Consider the following 15,195-nt stretch of genomic DNA (forward strand, 5'->3'; position numbering starts at 1 on the left):
GTCCTGCTACGTGAATATGGTTCACGTATGGATACACGCGTGGATGCCCGTACGGGCCGCGGCCCGCTCGTCGAAGAGGTGCGGCTGACCCCGGTCCTGACCGCCGACCCGCCGCTGCTCAACGCGCACGGCGTGCACCAGCCGTACGCCGCGCGCCTCGTGATCGAGGTGGTGACGGCCGACGGCACGACCGGCGTCGGCGAGACGTACGGCGAGACGAAGTACCTGGGGCACGCGCGGGCGCTCGCGGACGCCCTGCCGGGGCTGCCGGTCAGCGATCTGAACGGGCTGGACGCCCTCGCCGAGTCCGTGTGCGGTACGGGCAAGGGCGGCGGTACGGGCACGGGTGACGGCGACGGCGCGGACCTGGGCGTGGACGTGGGCGGGCTGCGCGGCGTCCAGACCGCCGACAAGCTGCGGCTCTCCGTCGTCTCCGGCTTCGAGGTCGCCTGCCTGGACGCCCTCGGCAAGTCGCTAGGGCTGCCCGTGCACGCGCTGCTCGGCGGCCGGGTCAGGGACCGCGTGGACTACAGCGCGTACCTCTTCTACCGCTGGGCCGCCCACCCCGGCACGCGCGGCGAGACGGACGACTGGGGCGACGCGCTCGACCCGGCCGGGGTTGTGGCGCAGGCCCGGCGCTTCGCCGACGACTACGGCTTCCGCTCGTTCAAGCTCAAGGGCGGCGTCTTCCCGCCGGACGAGGAGATCGCCGCGGTGCGCGCGCTCGCCCGCGAGTTCCCCGGGCACCCGCTGCGGCTCGACCCCAACGGGGCCTGGTCGGTGGAGACCTCGCGGAAGGTGGAGAGCGAGCTGCGGGACGTCCTCGAGTACCTGGAGGACCCGGCGCTCGGCACCCCCGCGATGGCCGAGGTCGCCGCGTCCTCGCAGCTGCCGCTGGCCACCAACATGTGCGTCACGACCGTTCCGGAGATCGCCGAGGCCTTCACGTCCGACGCCGTGCAGATCGTCCTCTCCGATCACCACTACTGGGGCGGCCTGCGCAGGACCCGCGAACTCGCCGCGATCTGCCGCGCGTTCGGCGTCGGCCTGTCCATGCACTCCAACACCCACCTCGGCATCAGCCTCGCCGCGATGACGCACGTCGCCGCCACCGTGCCCGGCCTCGTGCACGCCTGTGACACGCACTACCCCTGGCAGACCGAGGACGTCCTCACCCGGCGGCACACCTTCCGGGACGGCGCGCTGGAGGTCTCCGACGCCCCCGGGCTCGGCGTCGAACTCGACCGCGCCGCCCTCGCCGCCCTGCACGAGCGGTGGCTCGCCGACGACGGCACCATGCGCGACCGCGACGACGTCGCGGCGATGCGCGTCGCCCGCCCGGACTGGACGGTGCCGCGGACGCCGCGCTGGTGAGCGGGGCCGGGGCGGCGTAAGCGGGGCCGCGTAGAGGGTGCACGCGTCAGGCCGGTCAGGCGTGGCAGGCGACCGGCTTCCCGCCGTTCAGCTCCGCCATGTCCCCGAACACCATGGCGACGTCCAGCGGCACGCCGTCCGGCCTGCCGTCCAGCTCGGCGTACGCCCGGTGCAGGTTGGCGACCAGCCGCTCGCTCTCCCGCAGCCCGGCGAACTCGCCCGGACCGGCCTCCCGTGCCGCCTCCAGCGGCGTGCGCCCGGCCGCGTGCGCCTTGCGGGCGGTCTCGTCGACGTACCGCAGATACCGCTCCGTACGGTCGTACGCCCCCGCGTCCGTGACCGGCCCGTGGCCCGGCACCACCGTGCGCGCCCCGAGCCCGCGCAGCCGGTCCAGGGCGCGCAGCGATCCGCTCAGCGAGCCCATCGGGAGGAACGGGGTGCCGCCCTCGAAGATCAGGTCGCCGGTGAAGACGACGCCCTGCTCCGGCAGCCAGACGATGGTGTCCCCGGTCGTGTGCGCGACGCCGGGGTGGATCAGCCGCACCTCCGTGCCGCCCACGTGCACGGACAGCTCGTCCTCGTACGTGATCGTGGGGGCCGTGATACGGATGTCCCCGAAGTCGTTCTCCGGCCACATCGCGTGCAGTTGGTGCCCGACGGACAGCACCTGGTCGCGGCAGGCGGCGTGCGCGATCACGGCCGCATCCGGGGTGAAGTGGGAGTTGCCGTAGGTGTGGTCGCCGTGGTGGTGGGTGTTGACCACGTACGAGGGCGGGGGAGCGCCGGTGCCGAGCAGCGTCTCGCGCAGCCGCAGGGTCCGCCGCTCGGTGGCCGCCGTGTCCACCAGGAGGGCGGCGCCGCCGTCGGTCACCCACCCGGCGTTGCTCAGGCACCAGCCGCCGTCGGGCTGGACGTACGCGTACGTGCCGGGCGCGAGTTCGACGGTGTACGGGTCGGTGACGGTCGCGGGCGTGCCGCCGGCTGTCCCGGGCGTGCTGCTGCCGCTCATCGCGCGTCCCCCCACGGGCTCTCGGGTGCTTCACGTCAAGTTCCCCGCGAGGGCGGGGAGTTGGCGACAGCATAGGGCCGCGCGCCGCCCGCGCGGCAGGGCGTCGCGCGGCGGGTCAGAACAGCAGCAGCGTGCCGAAGACCGTCAGGGTCAGCGTGCAGACCGCCGCCCACGCGATGGCGCGGCCCGCGCCCGGCCCCGACGGGCTGTCCGCGAGGGTGCGGATGCGGCGGTGTGCCACCGCGAGGAACGCCAGCCAGACCAGTGCGGCCAGCGCCGCCACCGCGTACGCCGGCGGGCCGCCCGCGCCGTCCAGCACGCTGCGGATGCCCAGCGCGGCGGCCACCGCGAAGGCCAGGGTCGTACGGCGCCACGCCAGCCGGGTGCGTTCCGGCTGCGCGCCGCGGTCCTGCTCGTCGGCCGCACCGCCGTCGTACGGCGTGCTCACGAGCCCGCACGCCCCAGCAGTACGGCGGCCACCACCAGCAGTGCCGCGAGCGCCGTGGCCGTGCCGAGCAGCGCCGGGAAGCGGGTGGCGGGCAGGTCCTCGCCGCGGCGCATGGCGCGCTCGCAGCGCACCCAGTGGTTCACGGCCCGCAGCGCGCACAGCGCCCCGCCCGCGAGCAGGGCCAGCGCGATGGCCGTACGCACGCCCCAGACCAGCCCCGTGAGGAACTGGTCCACCGCCATTCCGCCCGCGACCAGCGCCAGCGCCGTACGGATCCAGGCGAGGAACGTGCGCTCGTTCGCGAGGGAGAAGCGGTAGTCAGGGGTGCTGCCTTCCTGTTGCAGGCGCTGCGGGGCGAACCACAGCCGGAGCGTCGCCAGAAACCGCTGGATCATGACCCGAGCCTATGCCGCCGCCCGTGCCGGGCGGCGAGCGGCGTCCCGGGGGTGCCGTTGCCGCGACGGAGAGGTTACTCTCCGGTCACCAACGCAGCCGCACACCCGGAAGCAGGTGGGACGCATGGCGTACGACGCCGACGTGATCGTGATCGGGGCCGGGCTCGCCGGTCTCACGGCCACCGCCGAACTCGTCGACGCCGGGCGCAAGGTGATCCTGCTCGACCAGGAGCCGGAGCAGTCGCTCGGCGGCCAGGCGCACTGGTCGTTCGGCGGCCTGTTCCTGGTCGGGTCGCCGGAGCAGCGCCGGATGCGCATCCGCGACAGCCGCGAGCTGGCGTGGCAGGACTGGCTGGGTACGGCGGGCTTCGACCGCGACGAGGACCACTGGCCGCGCCGCTGGGCGGAGGCGTACGTGGGCTTCGCCGCCGGCGAGAAGCGCTCCTGGCTGCGCCAGCAGGGCCTGCGGCTGTTCCCGGTGGTCGGCTGGGCCGAGCGCGGCGGCTACGACGCGACCGGTCACGGCAACTCCGTGCCGCGCTTCCACATCACCTGGGGCACCGGGCCCGGCGTGGTGGAGCCGTTCGAGCGGCGGGTACGGGAGGGCGCCGCGCGCGGCCTCGTGGACCTGCGGTTCCGGCACCGGGTCACCGGGCTCACGCGCAGCGCGGGCAGCGTGGACACCGTCAGCGGCGACGTACTCGCGCCCAGCGACGCGGAACGCGGCACCGCCAGCAGCCGCGAGAGCGTCGGCACGTTCGAGCTGCGGGCCCAGGCCGTGATCGTCACCTCGGGCGGCATCGGCGGCAACCACGACCTCGTACGCGCCAACTGGCCCGAACGGCTCGGCACCCCGCCGAAGAAGCTGCTCTCCGGCGTGCCCGCGCACGTCGACGGCGAACTCCTCGGCGTCGCCGAGGCTGCGGGCGCCCGGATGATCAACCGGGACCGGATGTGGCACTACACCGAGGGCATCGAGAACTGGAACCCGATCTGGTCCCGGCACGGCATCCGCATCCTGCCCGGACCGTCCTCGCTGTGGCTCGACGCCACCGGCAAGCGGCTGCCCGTGCCGCTCTTCCCCGGCTTCGACACCCTGGGAACGCTGGAGCACATCATGCGCACGGGCCACGAGTACACGTGGTTCGTGCTCAGCCAGAAGATCATCGAGAAGGAGTTCACGCTCTCCGGCTCGGAGCAGAACCCCGACCTGACCGGCAAGTCCGTACGACAGGTGCTCGGCCGCGCGCGGGCGGGCGCGCCGGGGCCGGTGCAGGCGTTCATGGACCACGGCGCCGACTTCATCGTGGAACGCGAACTGCCCGCGCTCGTCCGCCGCATGAACGACCTCACCGGCGACAAGCTGATCGACGAGACGGAGCTGCGCCGCGAAATCGCCGCCAGGGATCGGGAGATCGACAACAAGTACACCAAGGACCTCCAGATCATGGCGCTGCGCGGGGCGCGCGGCTATCTCGGCGACAAGCTCGTACGCGTCGCCACGCCGCACCGGCTGCTCGACCCGAAGTCGGGCCCGCTGATCGCCGTACGGCTGAACATCCTCACCCGCAAGTCCCTCGGCGGGCTGGAGACCGACCTGTCCTCGCGCGTGCTCGCCGCGGACGGCGAGACCCTGCCGGGGGTCTACGCGGCGGGGGAGGCGGCCGGGTTCGGCGGCGGGGGCGTGCACGGCTACCGCTCGCTGGAGGGGACGTTCCTCGGCGGCTGCCTGTTCTCGGGGCGCGTGGCGGGGCGGGCGGCGGCGCAGGCGGTGGACTGACGGCGCGCGCCGGTTCACGGCGGCGCGCGCCGCCGCCCCGTTCGGGCCGTACGCCCCTCAGCCGAAGGTGAGCACCGGCTTGACGGCAGCGCCCGTCGCCGAGTCGTGGAACGCCTCGTTGATCCTCGCGAACGGGTACGCCGTGATCAGCTTGTCGAACGGGAACCGCCCCTGCTGCCACAGCTCGATCAGCCGCGGCACGAACAGGTGCGGCACCGCGTCGCCCTCCACGATCGTGCGCAGCGTCCAGCCCTTCGTGAGCGACATCCCCGTCTCGAAGCTCGTCTCCGTGCCCGGCGCCGATGCGCCCACGACCCCCACCGTGCCGCGAAGGGCCAGCGCGTCGGCCGCCTGCCGCAGCACGCCCGGCAGCCCGGTGGCCTCCAGCGCGTAGTCGACGCCGCGGCCCGCCGTCAGCTCCTGGACACGGGCCACGGGGTCCTCGGCCGCCGCGTTGACCGTATGGGTGGCGCCGAGCGTACGGGCCAGCTCCAGGCGCGGCTCCAGGACGTCCACCGCGATCACCGTGGTGCAGCCGGAGGCCAGCGCCGCCAGCAGCGCGGACGCGCCGACGGCGCCGGTGCCGAACACCGCGAGGGAGGAACCGGCCGGCGGGCGCAGCGTGTTGAACACCGCGCCCGCGCCCGTGAGCACGCCGCAGCCGAGCGGCGCCAGCACGTCCAGGGGCAGATCGGGGTCGACACGTACGAGGCTGCGTGCGGCCACGTTCGCCCGTTCCGAGAACGACGACTGGCCGAAGAACGGCGCGGACACCGGCTCGCCGCCGTCCAGCAGGGGAGTGGTGCCGTCGGGCCGGCGCCCGCCGAAGTTCAGCTCGAAGAGGGTGCGGCAGTACGAGGGCGCGCCCTCGGCGCAGTTGTCGCACGCACCGCAGGAGTTGAAGGACAGCACGACGTGGTCGCCGGGGCGTACGCCGCGTACGTCCGCGCCCGTCTCCTCGACCACGCCGGCGCCCTCGTGGCCGAGCACGGCGGGCAGCGGGGTGGGGTAGACCTGGTCGCGTACGAGGGCGTCGGTGTGGCAGACGCCGGTGGCGGCCAGGCGGACCCGTACCTCGTCCGGGGCGGGGTCGGCGAGTTCGAGTTCCCGTAACTCGAGGGGTGCCTTGGGCGCGGTCGCGACGGCGGCGGTCACCTTCATGGAGAGTCCTCCCGTGGCGGGACGTCGACGAGTACGGGCGCGGCCGGCCGTCCGGTGGGCCGGCCGGCCGTACCGGCGTGCGGAGCTGCCCAGTCTGCGTGATCCGCGAGACCACCGGAAGCCCGCTGAGCTGCTGACACGCAGTCAACAGCGGCCGTATGCCGGGTTGTTGCCGGAACGGACGGGGCCGTCTTGACGTGGCTCTGTCAGTGCAGTTGGGTGACCGCTGACCATGACTCCTCCATCGCCTCCACCCGTCTTCTCCTGGCGCTCGGCCGGGACCGCCCCCGACCCGGCGCTCGGCGACGGCGAACTCGCCGCCGCCCGCGACGCGCTCGCACAGGGCCGCTGGTCCGCCGCCCGCGAGCTGCTGACCGCCACAGGCGACGACTGGGACCGGCGCGGACACCGGCTGACCGTCCTCGCCGAGGGCCGCAGCACCGGGGCCTGGGCCCGCGAGTGGCTGCTGGCCGAGCCGGACAGCAAGGACGCCGCCGTCCTCCTCGCCTGCGCCACCGCGTACTCCGCCGCGTGCGGCAGGCAGCGTACGGAGACCGCGCACGAGGCCGTCGAGGCCGCCGCGCGCGCCGCGCCCGCCGACCCCAGCCCCTGGCTGGCCGCGCTCGTACTCGCCCGGCACACCGGCACCGCCGGCGACTGCCGACACGCCTTCGAGCAGGTACGGGAGCGCCACCCCGGCCACCACCACGCCCACCACCTGATGGCGGCGGCGCTGGCGGAGCACCCGCGGGCGGGCGGTCCGGACGTCTACGACTTCGCGGACCAGGCCGTACGGCAGGCGCCCGGCGACTCACCGCTCGCGCTGCTGCCCGTCGTCGCGCACGCGGAGAGCTTCCGCGTGCTCGCCACGGGCGGCCTCCGCGCAGACCCGTACGCCGCCCCGGAACCGCCCGCACCGGCCGCGGCGTCGGCCGCCGAGCACTGGTCGGGGCGGCACGCGCAGCACCTGGTGCGCGCCGCCTTCGACTGGTGGCTGGAGTGGGGCAACACGGCGGGCGGCCACCCGCGGCACCTGGTCGACCTCAACTTCCTCACGTACGCCAAGTTCCACGAGGGGCGCATGGCGGAGGCCGCCGCGCTGTTCCAGCGAGTCGGCACCCGGCTGACGCCCGCGCCCTGGTCGTACGCGGGGCGCGACCCGCGGAAGGCGTTCCGCACGGCGCGGAAGGCGGCGGTCGGCGCGGCCTGACGCCCCGGCCCGCCGCCCGTACCGCACCGGCACGGTACGGCCCCGTACGGCCCAGCACACCAGCGCAGCACAGCACCGTCCAGCACCGCCCAGCCCTCCCCGCACCCGACCCGAAGAGCCACCGAGAGGACACCTCCCGCCATGCTTACCGGCAGCACCAGCGAGATCAGCACCTTCAAGGGCCAGGAACGGGCGCTGCGCGCGGACCGCATCGGCACCACGGGCCTGCTGCTGTCGGTCCTCGCCGCCACGGCGCCGCTGATGGTGGTGGCGGGCGTCATGCCCACGACGTACGCGGTCATGGAGATCACCGGGCAGCCGCTGCTGTTCGTGATCCTGGGCGTGGTGATGGCGCTGTTCAGCGTCGGCTACGCGGAGATGAGCCGCCACGTGCACAACGCGGGTGCCTTCTACGCGTACATCGCGCGCGGCCTGGGCGGCACCGCCGGAACCGCCGCCTCGTTCGTCGCGCTCGCCGCGTACAGCTCCCTGCAGGTGGGCATCTACGGGATCTTCGGCTTCGAGGCCTCCGCCCTCCTCGACAAGCACCTCGACCTGTCCGTCGACTGGTGGATACTCGCGCTGGCGGCGGTCGTACTGACCGGCGTGCTGGGCGCGTTGAAGATCGACCTGAACGCGAAGGTGCTCGGTGTCCTGCTGCTCATCGAGGTCGTGCTGATCGTCGTCGTGGACTTCGCCTTCGCCGCCGACGCCGGCCCCGAGGGGCTGTCGGTGCACGCCTTCAACCCGGACACGCTCAGCGGCGCCGGGCTGGGCACGGCGCTCTGCTTCTGCGTCGCCGCGTTCCTCGGCTTCGAACAGGCCCCCGTGTACGCCGAGGAGACCAGCCGCCCGCAGACCGTCGTCGCCCGAGTCATGTTCCTGGGCGTCGGCTGCGTCGCGGTGTTCTTCGCGCTCACCTCGTGGCTGCTCGGCGTCGCCGCCGGGCCCGACCGGATTGTCGGTACGGCCCAGGAGAACCCGCCCGGGCTGCTGTTCGGGCTGACCGACCCGCGGCTCGGCGGCACCTTCACGGACCTGCTGCACATCTTCTTCGTCACCGGGATCTTCGCCTCGATGCTGGCGTTCCACAACGTCGTCGCGCGGTACGCGTTCGCCATGGGCCGCGAGGGCCTGCTGCCCTCGCGGGTCGGCCGCGCCTCCGCCTCGACGGGCGCGCCCGCGTTCGGCTCGCTGCTGCAGACCGTGGTGTCGCTGGTCGTCGTGGTGGCCTTCGCCGTCACCGACGACAAGCCGGACGGCGACCCGACGGCGCCCGTACTGCGGCTGTTCACGTGGATGGGCAACCTGGGCGCGCTCGGCGTCATCGTGCTGATGGGGGCCGCGTCGGTGGCCGTCATCGCGTTCTTCACACGCCGCGGCGCGGCGCGTGCGCAGGCGCCCCGGCTGATCTGCTCCGGGCTGGCGACGGCCGGGCTGGCCGTCATCTTCGTGTACGCCGTCAAGGACTTCGACGTCCTCATCGGCTACGGCCCCGAGTCCTCGCTGCGCTGGCTGCTGCCCGGCATCCTCGCGCTGGCGGCGGCCGTCGGCGTCGTCCTCGGCCTCTTCCTGCGGGCGAAGCGGCCGGCGGTGTACGAGCGGATCGGGCTGGGGAACGAGGCGTTCCAGCTGGAGCGGGCGGCGTCGGACGCGCCGGACACCACCACCGGCGGTGGCAGCGCGTCCGGCGCCTCCGGCGCGTCCGGTACGTCCGGCGCCTCCGGCGGGTGAACGGAGGCGCGGCAGGCGGGCGTTCAGCGCGCGCTCAGTGCGACCCGTGGCGACCGCGGCCCCTCACGGCTCAGAGCGAGTCGCCGATCAGCAGCGCCAGGTCGATGAGCCGGTTCGCGTAGCCCCACTCGTTGTCGTACCAGCCGACGACCTTCACCTGCGGCCCGACCACGCCGGTCAGTTCGGCGTCGAAGACGCAGGACGCCGGGTCGCCCGCGATGTCCGTGCTGACCACGGGCGCCTCGGTGTACGACAGCACGCCCGCGTACGGGCCCGCCGCGGCCCGCGCGTACGCCGCGTTGACCTCCTCCACGGTGGTGCCGCGGCTCGTGGTGACGGTCAGGTCGGTGACCGAGCCGGTGGGCACGGGCACGCGCAGCGCGAACGCGTCGAGGCGGCCCCGCAGTTCGGGCAGCACCAGCCCGATGGCCTTGGCGGCGCCGCTGGAGGTCGGCGCGATGTTGAGACCGGCGGCGCGGGCCCGGCGCAGGTCCTTGTGCGGCGCGTCGACGAGGTTCTGGTCCTGCGTGTACGCGTGGACGGTGGTCATCATCCCGTACTCGATGCCGACGGCCTCGTGCAGCACCTTGGCCAGCACGCCCAGGCAGTTGGTGGTGCACGAGGCGTTGGAGACGACGGTGTGGCGCTCCGGGTCGTACGCGTCCTCGTTCACGCCGAGCACCACGGTGACGTCCTCGCCGCTCGCCGGGGCCGCGATGACGACCTTCTTCGCGCCGCCGGCCACGTGCGCGCGGGCCTTGTCCGCCTGCGTGAAGACCCCCGTCGACTCGATCACCACGTCCACGCCCAGCTTCCCCCACGGGAGCCGCGCCGGGTCGCGTTCGGCCAGCATCGTGACCGTTCCGCCGGCCGTACGGAGCTGTCCGTCCGCGACGGTGACCTCGCCCGGGAAGCGGCCCAGCACCGAGTCGTACGCCAGCAGGTGGGCCATCGTCGGCAGGTCGCCGAGGTCGTTGAGCGCGACGATCTCCAGGTCCTCGCCGCGGGCGGCGGCCGCGCGGAAGACGTTCCGGCCGATCCGTCCGAAGCCGTTGATGCCGATGCGCACTGTCATGCCAGTCCCTCTCGTAGCGCCGACGAGGTGTGACGCCTGCCGGCGTCCGCGCCCTTGCGTCCTCGTACACGGCAAACATCATAAGCAGCTTAATTAAGTCTGCGATATATATTTCCGCCATGCCCGAGACCCACGACGAAGACCTCGACGACGACCTGGACGTGGCCGCCTTCACCGCGGCCCTCGAGAACTTCAACCGCTTCTACATCCGGCTTCCGGCGCTGGAGAAGCTGCCGTTCACGACGCTTTCGGTGCTCGACACGCTGGCCCACGGCGACGGCCCGATGCGGCTGACCGAACTGGCTGGCACCGAGCAGATCAGCCAGCCCGGCATCACCCAGCTGGTCACCCGGCTGGAGCGGGACGGGCTCGTGGAGCGCCGGCCCGACCCCGACGACGGGCGCGCCGTACGCGTCCACATCACCGCCGCCGGACGGGAGATCGGCCGGTCACGCCATGCGGACCGGACGCGGCACCTCGTTCCGCTCGTGGCCCGGCTCAGCGCGGAGGACCGGCAGGCGATCGCCCGCGCGCTGCCCGCGCTGACCCGGCTCGCGGACCTCGGGCGGGGGCGGGCGTAAGCGGGGCGGCTCCGCGCACGCCAGTTGCACGGTTCGCGCAACTTCGTGCTGCACGATGCTTGTTCCGCGCAGCTCGGCGGGTGCAGGATGGCGCTCCGTTCGGCGTCCGTGCGCCGTTTCGGCGGGCGTACGTCCCCGCGTACACCCCGCGTACGTCCCGGCGCACGTCCCCGCGTTCGCCGGTGGCCGAGCACATCCGATGGCAGGAGGATCGCGTGGATCTGCAGCTCTTGGCGGCACTCGTGCTCGGCATCACCACAATCGTCGTGGTGGTGCTCCGTACCCGGCTCGACGCCTTCGTGGCACTGCTCATCGCGTCGCTCGTGACGGGCTTCGTCGCGGGGACACCGGCCGCGGACGTACTGGAGTCGATCACCACCGGCTTCGGCGACACCCTCGGCTCGATCGGCATCGTGATCGGCCTGGGCGTCGCGGTCGGCAAGATCCTCGAAGTGTCGGGCGCCGCCGACGCGATCGCCCGCGCCTTCGTACGGCTGCTGGGCCGCGACCGCGAACCGTGGGCCATGGCCGGGACGGGCGCGCTCGTGTCCGTCCCCGTGTTCTGCGACTCCGGTTACGTCATCATGAACCCGCTCGCCCGCTCCATAGCCCGCCGCAAGCGCGCCGGTTACGTCACCCTCGCGCTCGCCCTCGGCTGCGGCATGACGCTCACGCACCACCTCGTGCCGCCGACCCCCGGCCCTCTGGGCGTCGCGGGCATCCTCGGCGCCGACCTGGGCGCCCTGGTGCTGTGGGGGCTGGCGTTCACGCTGGTGCTGCTGCCGGTGGTCGTGCTGTACGCGCGCTGGATGGGCCCGCGCCTGGAGAGCGAGATCAGCGAGGAGGTCCGTACGGCGGTCTACGGCGGCGGCGCGGGCGGCACGGGACGGGTCGCAACCGCCGTACCGCGTACGGGCGGTGGCGTGGCCAAGAACGCCGGCCCGGAGCCGGAAGCGGACGCGGAGCTGGACGAGGACGAGCACGAGGACGAGCACGAGCACGACGTCCCCGACCCCGCCGCCGCCCTCGGCACGCCACCGCCCGGCGCGAAGCCGCACCGTATGCCGGTCGGCCTCGCCGTACTCCCGCTGCTCCTGCCGCTCCTCCTCATCGTCGCCAACACCGTGGCCACCGCCATCGACCAGAACGCGCAGAACGCGCTCGGCGACGAGGACTACAAGCCGTCCACCACCGCCGAGATCCTCGCCTTCATCGGCAGCCCCGTCGTCGCGCTGCTCCTCGGCGTCGTCCTCGCCGTGTACGTCCTGCTGCCCCGCTGGACGACGCGCACCCAGGTCACCGGCTGGCTCTCGGAGGCAGCCGCCTCGGCCGGGCTCATCATCCTGATCACCGGCGCGGGTGGCGCGCTCGGCCAGGTGCTCCGCGACTCCGGCGTCGGCGACGAGCTGGCCGAGGCCATCTCGTCCTGGAACCTGCCCGGCGTACTGGTGCCCTTCCTCATCGCGTCCATGGTGCGGGTCGCCCAGGGCTCCGGCACGGTCGCGATGATCACCGCCGCGTCCGTCACCGCGCCGCTGCTCTCCGGGCTGGACGTCTCGCCGCTGCTCGGCGCGCTCGCGTGCTGCGCGGGCTCCATGGTGCTGAGCTACTTCAACGACTCCTACTTCTGGGTGGTCACCCGCTTCACGGGGCTGGACGGCACCGGCGCGCTGCGCGGCTGGTCCGGCATCACCAGCGCCGTGTGGCTGGGTTCGCTGCCCCTGCTGCTGATCGCGAGCGCCTTCCTGTGAACGAACGCCCTCCGCACGTACGGTCCGACACGCACGCCCCCGTGCTCGTCGTCGCCGACGACCTGACGGGCGCGAACGCCGCCGCTGCCGGTTTCGCCCGCGCGGGGCTGCGCGCGGTGACCGTACGGGCCGCGCCCTCAGAGGAGTTGGTGGGCGAGTTCGCGGAACGCTTCGACGTCCTCGTCTTCAGCACCGACAGCCGCCACTGCCCCCCGGAGGAGGCGGCGGCGCGGATCAGCGCCGTCGTACACGGCAGCTGGCCCGCGGCCCTGGTGTGCGACCGCGTCGACTCGACCCTGCGCGGGAACATCGGCGCGTCGGCCGCCGCCGCGCTGCGCGCCGTACGGGAGCGTTCCGGGCGCCGTACGGTCGCACTCTGCGCGCCCGCGCACCCGGCCGCCGGGCGGCACACCGTCGAGGGCACCCAACTCCTCGACGGCACCCGGCTGGAGGAGACCGAACTGGCCCGCGACCCCCGTACGCCCGTCACCACCTCCGACGTCGCCACCCTGCTCCGGACGCAGGCCGACCTGCGCGTGGCGTGGCTGCCGCTGTCCGCCGTGACCGGCGAACCGGCGCGGCTGCGCGCCCTCGTCGCCGGGCACCTCGACGCCGGCACCGACGTGCTCATCGCCGACGCGCTCACCGAGGACCATCTCGCGCGCGCCGCCTGGGCGGCGGTCGCCGCAGGAGGCGCGGACACGGTGTGGGTCGGCGTCGACCCGGGCCCCGGCTCCGTCGCGCTCGCCCGCGCGCTCGGCATCACGGGACGCGCGGGCGGCGCACCCGTACTGGCCGTCTCCGGCTCCACCACCGCGCTGACCCGCGCCCAGCTCGCCCGGCTGCGCGCGGAGCAGCCGGTCACCGTCGTACGGCCCGTGCCCGCACGCGGCGCCCATCTCGTACCGGAGCGCGGTGGCGTACGGGCCACCGCCCGCGGAGCCGTACCGGACGCCGAGGCGACCGCGCGGGTGCTCGGCGAGGCGCTCGGCACCGCCGGGCCCGGCGAAGTGGTGCTGCTGGCGACCGTGCTGGAGAGCACGGACGTCGCCGAGTACGGGCCCGAGGAGAGCGCCGCCCTCCCCGTCGCGCTGGCCCGCGCGGCGCGCCGTGCCATGGAACGATGCGCCGTGGAGGGCCTCTACGCCACCGGCGGCGACGTGTCGGCGGCGCTGTTCGCCGAACTCGGCGCCGACGGCCTCGACGTGGCCGACGAGGTCGTGCCGCTCGCCGTGGCCGGCACGTTCGTCGGCGGCCCGTGGGCCGGGCTGCCCGTCGTCACCAAGGGCGGGCTCGTCGGGGACGCCGGCACGGCCGCCGTCTGCGTCGAGCACCTGCGGCAGGCGGCGTCGGCGGCCCGCCGCCAGGTGCACACCGTGCGTACGGCCGTACCGCGCGGGTGGTTCGACGCGGCGGGCGCGGGCGCGGGTCCGGGTGCGGGCGCGGGCGTCGGCGACGGCGACGGCGCGGGCGGAACGGGCAGCACTGGCCGCACTGGCAGTACGGGGGACCGCGGGGCGCGCACCGCGGACCACGAGGAAGGCACCGCGCGCACTCGTACGAGGAGGAAACCATGACTCGTCCCGTCCTTGCCGTCACCCTCGGAGACCCCGCGGGCATCGGCCCGGAGATCACCGCACGTACGCTCGCCGCCGTCACCGGCGAGGACGGGCACCACGGCGTCGCGGTGGGCGACGCCGAAGCACTGCGCCGGGGCGTACGGGCCGCCGGCGTCGACGCCGAGGTGCGCGAGGTCGGCGGCTTCGGCACGGCGCCCGCCGGGCCCGGCGTGATCGACGTACTCGACACCGGCGTGCTGGGCACGCGGCTCCCCGACTGGGGCACCGTCGACCCGCGGGCCGGCCGCGCCGCCGTCGCCGCCATCGAGACGGCGACGCGTGCCGCGCTGGCCGGCGAGGCGGCAGGGATCGTGACGGGGCCGATCAACAAGGAGGCGATCTGGCAGGCCGGTTCGCAGCACCTCGGGCACACGGAGATGCTGGGCGAACTGACCGGGGTCACGCGGCAGGACACGATGTTCGTCGTACGCGGCCGTGCGGAGGGTGCCGTCGCGGGTGCCGCTCCCGCCCATCACCTGCGGATCTTCTTCACGACGCGGCACGTCGCGCTGCGCAAGGCGCTCGACCAGATCACCGAGGAGACCGTCGGCCGCGCCATCCGCGAGGCCACCACGGCCCTGCGCGTCTTCGGCACCGAACACCCCCGGCTCGCCGTCGCCGCCGTCAACCCGCACGGCGGGGAGGGCGGCGCGTTCGGCGACGAGGAGATCGTGCACATCACCCCCGCCTGCGAACGGGCCCGTGCGGAAGGCCTCGACGTCACCGGCCCCGTACCCGCCGACTCGGTCTTCCACCAGGGCCTCACCGGCCGGTACGACGGCGTGCTCTCGCACTTCCACGACCAGGGCCACATCCCCGCCAAGACGTACGACTTCGACGGCACCATCTCCGTGACCGTCGGACTCCCCATCCTGCGTACGTCGGTGGACCACGGGACGGCGTTCGACATCGCGGGCACGGGCCGCGCGGACCACGGCACGATGCTGTCCGCGTACCGCGCGGGCGTCGAGTACGCGCCGTACGCGCCGCAGATCCGCGCGACGTACGGTACTTGAGCCGTACGCGCGTCGTACGGCTCTCGACGGACGGAGGACAGG

General features: G+C 74.1%; 13 protein-coding genes. 8 read left to right on the forward strand and 5 right to left on the reverse strand.

Annotated elements, in window-relative coordinates:
• The first annotated feature begins 27 nt into the window (after nt 1-27).
• On the forward strand, nt 28-1,374 hold the full coding sequence (locus tag DVA86_RS16460) for a glucarate dehydratase family protein (RefSeq protein WP_208879258.1): 1,347 nt from the start codon (nt 28-30) through the stop codon (nt 1,372-1,374).
• A gap of 55 nt (nt 1,375-1,429) precedes the next feature.
• Here the strand turns inward: DVA86_RS16460 and DVA86_RS16465 are convergent, their stop codons facing one another.
• The 3 genes from DVA86_RS16465 to DVA86_RS16475 form a co-directional block, all read right to left on the reverse strand.
• Nucleotides 1,430-2,383, reverse strand: a complete 954-nt coding sequence (locus DVA86_RS16465; protein WP_208879260.1) for an MBL fold metallo-hydrolase — start codon at nt 2,381-2,383, stop codon at nt 1,430-1,432.
• A 115-nt stretch (nt 2,384-2,498) separates the two neighbouring features.
• The gene (locus DVA86_RS16470) at nt 2,499-2,831 is read right to left on the reverse strand and encodes a DUF202 domain-containing protein (RefSeq protein ID WP_208879261.1); all 333 of its coding nucleotides are present in this window, start codon (nt 2,829-2,831) and stop codon (nt 2,499-2,501) included.
• Nucleotides 2,828-3,226 carry a YidH family protein gene (locus DVA86_RS16475; protein WP_208879262.1) on the reverse strand — a complete coding sequence of 133 codons (399 nt, stop codon included), beginning with the start codon at nt 3,224-3,226 and terminating at the stop codon, nt 2,828-2,830. Before DVA86_RS16475 ends, DVA86_RS16470 begins: the two co-directional genes overlap by 4 nt.
• Before the next feature lie 124 nt (nt 3,227-3,350).
• Between DVA86_RS16475 and DVA86_RS16480 the strand changes: the two genes are divergently transcribed.
• Entirely contained in the window at nt 3,351-5,006 is a 1,656-nt protein-coding gene (locus DVA86_RS16480; RefSeq protein WP_208879264.1) for an FAD-binding dehydrogenase, read from the forward strand.
• Between the two features lie 57 nt (nt 5,007-5,063).
• Here the strand turns inward: DVA86_RS16480 and DVA86_RS16485 are convergent, their stop codons facing one another.
• On the reverse strand, nt 5,064-6,167 hold the full coding sequence (locus DVA86_RS16485) for an NAD(P)-dependent alcohol dehydrogenase (RefSeq protein ID WP_208879265.1): 1,104 nt from the start codon (nt 6,165-6,167) through the stop codon (nt 5,064-5,066).
• Nucleotides 6,168-6,399: 232 nt separating this feature from the next.
• Between DVA86_RS16485 and DVA86_RS16490 the strand changes: the two genes are divergently transcribed.
• Nucleotides 6,400-7,377 (forward strand): hypothetical protein, encoded by a 978-nt coding sequence (locus tag DVA86_RS16490; RefSeq protein ID WP_208879267.1) that lies wholly within the window; start codon nt 6,400-6,402, stop codon nt 7,375-7,377.
• A gap of 141 nt (nt 7,378-7,518) precedes the next feature.
• Nucleotides 7,519-9,111, forward strand: a complete 1,593-nt coding sequence (locus DVA86_RS16495; RefSeq protein WP_208879268.1) for an APC family permease — start codon at nt 7,519-7,521, stop codon at nt 9,109-9,111.
• A 70-nt stretch (nt 9,112-9,181) separates the two neighbouring features.
• On the opposite strand, the gene gap is transcribed toward DVA86_RS16495, so the two are convergent.
• The gene (gene gap / locus DVA86_RS16500) at nt 9,182-10,186 is read right to left on the reverse strand and encodes a type I glyceraldehyde-3-phosphate dehydrogenase (protein WP_208879269.1); all 1,005 of its coding nucleotides are present in this window, start codon (nt 10,184-10,186) and stop codon (nt 9,182-9,184) included.
• Nucleotides 10,187-10,305: 119 nt separating this feature from the next.
• Between gap and DVA86_RS16505 the strand changes: the two genes are divergently transcribed.
• From DVA86_RS16505 to pdxA, 4 genes are all read left to right on the forward strand, one after another.
• Entirely contained in the window at nt 10,306-10,767 is a 462-nt protein-coding gene (locus DVA86_RS16505; protein ID WP_208879270.1) for a MarR family winged helix-turn-helix transcriptional regulator, read from the forward strand.
• A 215-nt stretch (nt 10,768-10,982) separates the two neighbouring features.
• The gene (locus tag DVA86_RS16510) at nt 10,983-12,518 is read left to right on the forward strand and encodes a GntP family permease (RefSeq protein ID WP_245996653.1); all 1,536 of its coding nucleotides are present in this window, start codon (nt 10,983-10,985) and stop codon (nt 12,516-12,518) included.
• On the forward strand, nt 12,515-14,095 hold the full coding sequence (locus DVA86_RS16515; protein WP_281279303.1) for a four-carbon acid sugar kinase family protein: 1,581 nt from the start codon (nt 12,515-12,517) through the stop codon (nt 14,093-14,095). The genes DVA86_RS16510 and DVA86_RS16515 overlap by 4 nt, the downstream gene beginning before the upstream one ends.
• On the forward strand, nt 14,092-15,153 hold the full coding sequence (pdxA, locus tag DVA86_RS16525) for a 4-hydroxythreonine-4-phosphate dehydrogenase PdxA (protein ID WP_208879271.1): 1,062 nt from the start codon (nt 14,092-14,094) through the stop codon (nt 15,151-15,153). Before DVA86_RS16515 ends, pdxA begins: the two co-directional genes overlap by 4 nt.
• The last annotated feature ends 42 nt before the right edge of the window (nt 15,154-15,195 follow it).

Source organism: Streptomyces armeniacus, assembly GCF_003355155.1.
Lineage (GTDB): Bacteria > Actinomycetota > Actinomycetes > Streptomycetales > Streptomycetaceae > Streptomyces > Streptomyces armeniacus.